Raw genomic sequence first — 6,108 nt, forward strand, 5'->3', positions numbered from 1 at the left:
CCGCGTACCCGCCGCGCGCGACGAACTCCGCCTCGGCGCGGGCGTACCGGTCGGGGGCGCCCGGGTCGCCGGCCGCGAGGGCGGTCTCGGCGGCCCGCAGCGCGCGGACGGTCTCGTCCAGCCGCCGGGCGGACAGGATGCGGTCGGTGACGGTCCGGGACGGGTCGGCGGCGGCCGGGTCCTGGGGCAGGTAGCGGGGCGGGGCGGTGCGGGTGATCGTGCCGGCGGCGGGCGGGACGAGCCCGGCGAGGGCCCTGAGCAGGGTGGACTTGCCCGCGCCGTTGCGGCCGACCAGGCCGATCCGGTCGCCGGGAGAGACGTGGGCGGTGACGCCGGTGAGCAGCGGGCGCGCTCCGGCGCGCACGGCGACATCACGCAGGGTGATCATGGGTAGGACGCTCCGAGTCTGGCTGAGGACACACGTGTGGCGTGGAAGCGGTGTCGCCAGCTAGGCAATGCGGGGCGTAGCCATGCGCGTCAGGTTAGGCGACGGCCCCCGGCGGGAGGCAACCGGTTTTCCCGGGACAGGACGGACCGGAGGAGGCAAGGGCAAGTTGTGCCCAAAAGCCGGGCGAGTTCCTCGGACGGCGACGATGACCGGCGCGTCCGCCGCGAGGAACGTGTGGCAACGGCAGAGATCACCGTTGAGTGACCCGGAGGTGCGGATTGCCCAGGCGGCCCCTCGCAAGGACGCGCCGGAGCGCGACGCTGGCGGCGCTGACCGGCGTCGCCGTCGTGGCGGCGGGCGCGGTGCCCGCGGCGCACGCGGCGCAGCGCGCGACCACGCCGAGGATCGTGGTGAAGGACGGCGTGACCCAGCCCGTCTTCTCGTACCAGGACGCGATCCGCGAGCACGTGTACGTCCAGACGAACCTGGACTCCGACCATGACGGCAAGCCCGACCGGGTGAACGTGGACATCGTCCGGCCGCGCGAGACCGAGCGCGGCCTGAAGGTGCCGGTCATCATGGACGAGTCGCCGTACTACGACAACCTCGGACGCGGCAACGAAGGCCAGCGCAAGAAGTACGACGCGAACGGGAACCCGACCGCGTTCCCGCTGTTCTACGACAACTACTTCGTGCCGCGCGGCTACGCGTTCCTCGCCGTGGACATGGTCGGGACGACCCGCTCGGACGGCTGCCCGACCAGCGGCGGGCCGACCGACGTGCTCGGCGGGAAGGCCGTGGTCGACTGGCTGAACGGCCGCGCGAAGGCGTTCACGCCCGACGGGAAGCCCGTCAAGGCGTCCTGGACGACCGGCCACACGGGCATGATCGGCAAGTCCTACGACGGCACGCTCGCCAACGGCGTCGCGGCGACCGGCGTGAAGGGCCTGGACACGATCGTCCCGATCTCGGCGATCAGCAGCTGGTACGACTACAGCCGGATGAACGGCATCAAGTACTGGACGGGCGAGCAGGACGGCCTGGCCGAGGTGGTCGACACCGACGCCAAGACCAAGTGCGGCCCCGAGCGCGCCTACCTCGGCAAGGCCCAGGACGACGAGACCGGCGACTACAACGCCTACTGGGACACCACGAACTACCGGACCGGCGCGCTCACCAACGTCCGGAACGTGCGCGCGAGCGTCTTCGCCATCCACGGCGTGAACGACCTGAACGTCAAGGCCGACCATTTCTCGAAGTGGTGGGACGGGCTCAAGCGGCAGGGCGTCGCGCGGAAGGTGTGGCTGCACCAGCGCGGCCACGTCGACCCGTTCGACATCCGCCGCCAGGACTGGGTGAACACCCTGCACAAGTGGTTCGACCACGAGCTGCAGAAGATCCCGAACGACGTGCTGCGGGAGCCGCGCGCGGACGTCGAGGTCGGCCCGGACCAGTGGGTCCGGCAGGCCGACTGGCCCGCGCCCGCCGCCCGCTCGGTCCCGCTGCGTCCCGGCGCGGACGGCTCGCTCGGCCTGAAGCCCGCCGTGCGCGGCGCCACCGGCTCGTTCACCGACCTGCCCGGCCCGGCGGGCGCCGGGTACGCCGAGGCCGACCTGGTGGCCGACCCGACGACCGCCAAGGCGTACCGGGCGGCGTACGTGTCGGGGCCGCTGCCGAAGTCGGTCCGGATCTCCGGGACGCCCACGGCGCGGCTGCGGCTGAAGATGGACAAGCCGACCTCGGACCTGACCGTCCTGCTGGTCGACTACGGCACCGACACCCGGATCGACTACCTGGGCGCCGGGTCCGGCATCAAGACGCTGACCACGCGAAGCTGCTGGGGCGAGAGCACCGCCGAGGACAGCGCCTGCTACCTGGACACGCGCACCAACACCACGACCGCGCCGCTGAACATCGTGGCGCGCGGCTGGATGGACGCCTGGAACCGGTCGTCGCTGAGCCGCCAGGACCCGCTGGCGGCCGGGCGGTACTACACGATCGGCTGGAAGACGCTCAGCCAGGACTACGTCCTCAAGCAGGGCCACCGCCTCGGCCTGGTCATCGCGGGCACCGACTCCGACAACACCACCGAGACCCCCACGGGCGCGAACGTGACCGTGGACCTCGCGGGCAGTTCGGTCAGCGTCCCGGTCGTCCTCGCGCCGAACGGCGTGACCGCCCAGGTCGCCCCCGCCCCGACGGCCCCGTGGCGCGGCCCGTCGAAGGTGGACCTGCCGCGCCAGCAGCGGAGGTTCTACTGATCCCCTGACCGGCCGGGCCGGTGAGTCCGGCCGGTCACGCCGAAGCCCCGGGGACCCGTGGAGGTCTCCGGGGCTTCGGCGCGTCCGGGGGCCGCCGTCCGCGGCTCCCGGGGCGACCGGGGAGCGGCCGGTCAGGGGACGCGGACGGTGCGGAGGAAGACCGGGAGCAGCCACGGCCGCCTGCCGCCGACGCGGATCCGGCCGGTGAGCAGCGCGCGCGGCTTGGACATGCGGCCGAACATCATCATCGTGAACGCCGCCGGGTCGAACCGGAGCCGGACGTCGGGGGTGCGGCCGGGCTTCTCCACGCTCAGCTCACCGCGCCGGAGCACGAACGTGACCGGCGTGGTGTGGGCGGACCGGAACTCCACCACGACCGGGTCCTCGCGGGGCGGGCCGCCGCCGTCGAGCAGCGCGCCGACGCCGTTGCGGGCCAGGCCGACGATGAAGTCCTCGAAGAAGTAGGACGCGTCGCGCGGCGGGACGGTCCAGGGGCGGCCGAGGGCGCGGGCGACGTCGTGGCCGTGCAGCAGCAGCTCGTTCACCATGTGCGCGAACAGTCCGCAGATCGGGAGCCGTGCGCCGCCGATCCAGCCGACGGTCTCGGCCGGGTCGCGGCCGTCGGCCAGCGCGTCCATGGTCTTGACGCGTTCGCGCAGGTCGGCGGCGAGGACGGCGAGGTCGCGGCCGGGCATGGCGGCGAGCACGGTCTCGTTGAAGGCGTGCACGCCCTCGACGTTGCTCGTCGCGAGCCAGGTGTCGAAGCCGGGGACGGGCGGCGGGGGCGAGGAGGGGTCGAGGAGCCCGACGTCCATCCAGGCGATGGCGGCGACGTGCGCGGCGGTCTCGCCGACCGTCCAGGTGCCGTCGGTGCGGGTGCCGGAGTCGGGGCCGGGGCCGGCGGGCGGGTCGATGAGGTCCGCGAACCGGTCGGCGGCGTCCTGGAGGGCGGCGCGGACCGCCGCCCAGTGGGGGGAGGGAGTCATCTTCGAAGATGACCACGATCCCGTGGGCGGAGCAACCTCGAAGGGGTGCCGGACCCGGCCGCTCGGCTAGCCTCGGGAACCGATGATCAGCCCCGTGCTCCGGTCCAGCCGCCGGTACGCGCCCCGCCCCGGCACCGCACGGCGGGGAGGCGCCCGTTGAGTCCACGCCGTTCCGACCCCGACCTCCGCCCGGTCCTCACCGAGATCGCCGCCCGGCTGCTCCACCAGGAGGGCCCGCGCGCGCTCACCGCGCGCCGGGTGGCCCGGGAGGCGGGCTGCTCGACCATGATGGTCTACACCCACTTCGGCGGGATGAGCGGGCTGGTCCGCGAGATGGTCCACCTCGGCTTCGCCCGGCTGGAGCGCTGCTTCACCCGGGTCGCGCAGAGCCCGGACCCCGTCACCGACATGGCCGTGTACGGACGCGCCTACCGGCACAACGCGCTGGCGAACCCGCACCTGTACAACGTGATGTTCGGGGCGTCCTCGCTGCCGGTGTTCTCGCTGTCCGACACCGACCGGCAGTACGGCCGGTACATCCTGGTCGACATCGTCCACTGCGCCAAGCGCTGCATCTCGTCCGGACGGTTCGCCTGGACCGACGCCGAGCTGGTCGCGCACCACATGTGGGTCACCATGCACGGGCTGGTCAGCCTGGAGCTCGGCGACTACCTCACCGAGCCGTACACCGCCGACGCCTGCTTCGAGACCCAGCTTCCCGCGCTGATGGTCAGCGTCGGCGACGACCCGGCCGCGGCGGCCCGCTCGGTCCGGGCGTCCCGGGAGCGCTTCGGCGCCCACTTCCCGGGCGACCCCGGCGGAGCCGCCGGACTCGGCGGACCCGGCGGGCCTGGGGGACCCGGCGGGCCTGGGGGGCTCGGCCGGCTCGGCGGAGCCGCGGGGGCCGAGCCGGTCTGATCGCCCGGTCGGCCCCGGCGGCCCTCACTGGGGGCCGTTGCCGTGCTTGCGGGCGGGCTGGGCGACGCTCTTGTTGCGGAGCATCGCGAGCGCCCGGGCCACCTCGATCCGGGTGCGGGCCGGGTCGATCACGTCGTCCACCAGGCCGCGCTCGGCCGCGTAGTACGGGTGCATGAGCCGTTCCCGGTACCGCTCGACCAGCTCGCCGCGGAGCGCGCCCGGATCGTCGGCCGCGGCGAGGTCGCGCCGGTGGACGACGTTGACGGCGGCCTCCGCGCCCATCACCGCGATCTCGTTGGTGGGCCAGGCGAGCGACACGTCCGCGCCGATCGACCGGGAGTCCATGACGATGTACGCGCCGCCGTACGCCTTGCGCAGGATCACCTGGACGCGCGGCACGGTCGCCTCGCAGTACGCGTACAGCAGCTTCGCGCCGTGCCGGATCACGCCCGCGTACTCCTGCGCCGTGCCGGGCAGGAAGCCGGGCACGTCCACGAGCGTCACCAGCGGAATGCCGAACGCATCACAGAACCGGACGAACCGGGCGGCCTTCTGCGCGGCGTCCGCGTCCAGCACCCCGGCGAGGACGCTCGGCTGGTTCGCCACGATCCCGACGGTCTCGCCGTCCAGCCGGGCCAGCGCGCAGATGACGTTGCGCGCCCAGTCCTCGTGCACCTCCAGGACGTCGGCGTCGTCCACCAGCTCGGCGACGACCTCCAGCATGTCGTAGGGGCGGTTCGGCTCGGCCGGGACGAGCTCGGCCAGCCGGGGCCGCGGGTCGTCCGCCGCGCCGCGGGAAGGCGCGGACGGGGCGGGCTCCAGGTAGTTGGACGGCAGCAGCGACACCAGGTGCCGGACGTCGGCGAGGCAGCTCTCCTCGTCCGGGTGCACGAACGACGCGACGCCCGTCCGGGTGCCGTGCACCTGCGCGCCGCCCAGCTCGGCGTGCGTGACGCGCTCGCCGCTGACCGCCTCGATGACGTCCGGGCCGGTCAGGTACATCTGCGCGCTGCCCGCCACCATGAAGGTGAAGTCGGTCAGCGCGGGCGAGTACGCCGCTCCCCCGGCGCACGGCCCGAGCACCACGCTGATCTGCGGGACGACGCCGGACGCGGCGACGTTGCGGCGGAAGATCCCGCCGTAGCCGTCCAGCGCCATGACGCCCTCCTGGATGCGGGCGCCGCCGCTGTCGTTCAGCCCCACCAGCGGCGCGCCGTTGGCGACCGCCAGGTCCATCACCTTGTGGATCTTGGCGGCGTGCGCGGCGCCGAGCGAGCCGCCGAGGATGGTGAAGTCCTGCGCGTACACGAACACGCGGCGGCCGTCGATGGTGCCCGAGCCGGTGACGACGCCGTCGGTCGCCGGGCCCTCGCCCTGCCGCCGGAACAGGTCGAGTTCGACGAACGAGCCGCCGTCCAGCAGCAGGTCCAGGCGTTCGCGGGCGGTGCGCTTGCCCCGCGCGCGCTGCCGTCCGACGGCGTCGGCGCGCCCGGCGAGGATCTCGGCGCGGCGGTGCTCGCGGGCGTCCCGCAGCCCGGCCATGCCCGGGGCCGCG

The 6,108-nt window shown here is 73.9% G+C and carries 5 protein-coding genes; 2 read left to right on the plus strand and 3 right to left on the minus strand.

The annotated features are described in order from the left end of the window. On the minus strand, window positions 1-388 hold a 388-nt coding region (locus DZF91_RS42985; RefSeq protein WP_147341445.1), incomplete at its 3' end, for an ATP-binding cassette domain-containing protein. Between the two features lie 278 nt (window positions 389-666). Between DZF91_RS42985 and DZF91_RS29710 the strand changes: the two genes are divergently transcribed. Further along, window positions 667-2,649, plus strand: a complete 1,983-nt coding sequence (locus tag DZF91_RS29710; protein ID WP_235834652.1) for a Xaa-Pro dipeptidyl-peptidase — start codon at window positions 667-669, stop codon at window positions 2,647-2,649. Window positions 2,650-2,780: 131 nt separating this feature from the next. On the opposite strand, the gene DZF91_RS29715 is transcribed toward DZF91_RS29710, so the two are convergent. Further along, window positions 2,781-3,635, minus strand: a complete 855-nt coding sequence (locus tag DZF91_RS29715; RefSeq protein ID WP_117360412.1) for a maleylpyruvate isomerase N-terminal domain-containing protein — start codon at window positions 3,633-3,635, stop codon at window positions 2,781-2,783. A gap of 156 nt (window positions 3,636-3,791) precedes the next feature. On the opposite strand from DZF91_RS29715, the gene DZF91_RS42765 reads away from it, so the two are divergent. Further along, complete coding sequence (locus DZF91_RS42765; RefSeq protein WP_117360413.1) at window positions 3,792-4,553, plus strand: TetR/AcrR family transcriptional regulator; 762 nt, start codon at window positions 3,792-3,794, stop codon at window positions 4,551-4,553. Window positions 4,554-4,577: 24 nt separating this feature from the next. Here the strand turns inward: DZF91_RS42765 and DZF91_RS29725 are convergent, their stop codons facing one another. Then, window positions 4,578-6,095 (minus strand): acyl-CoA carboxylase subunit beta, encoded by a 1,518-nt coding sequence (locus DZF91_RS29725; RefSeq protein WP_117360414.1) that lies wholly within the window; start codon window positions 6,093-6,095, stop codon window positions 4,578-4,580. Window positions 6,096-6,108 lie beyond the last annotated feature (13 nt).

It is taken from the genome of Actinomadura logoneensis, assembly GCF_003428695.1.
Lineage (GTDB): Bacteria > Actinomycetota > Actinomycetes > Streptosporangiales > Streptosporangiaceae > Spirillospora > Spirillospora logoneensis.

Excerpts from the sequence above, each read along its gene's own strand:
- DZF91_RS29715 (WP_117360412.1), bottom strand. The coding sequence starts at position 3,635 with ATGACTCCCTCCCCCCACTGGGCGGCGGTCCGCGCCGCCCTCCAGGAC.
- DZF91_RS29725 (WP_117360414.1), bottom strand. The coding sequence starts at position 6,095 with ATGGCCGGGCTGCGGGACGCCCGCGAGCACCGCCGCGCCGAGATCCTC.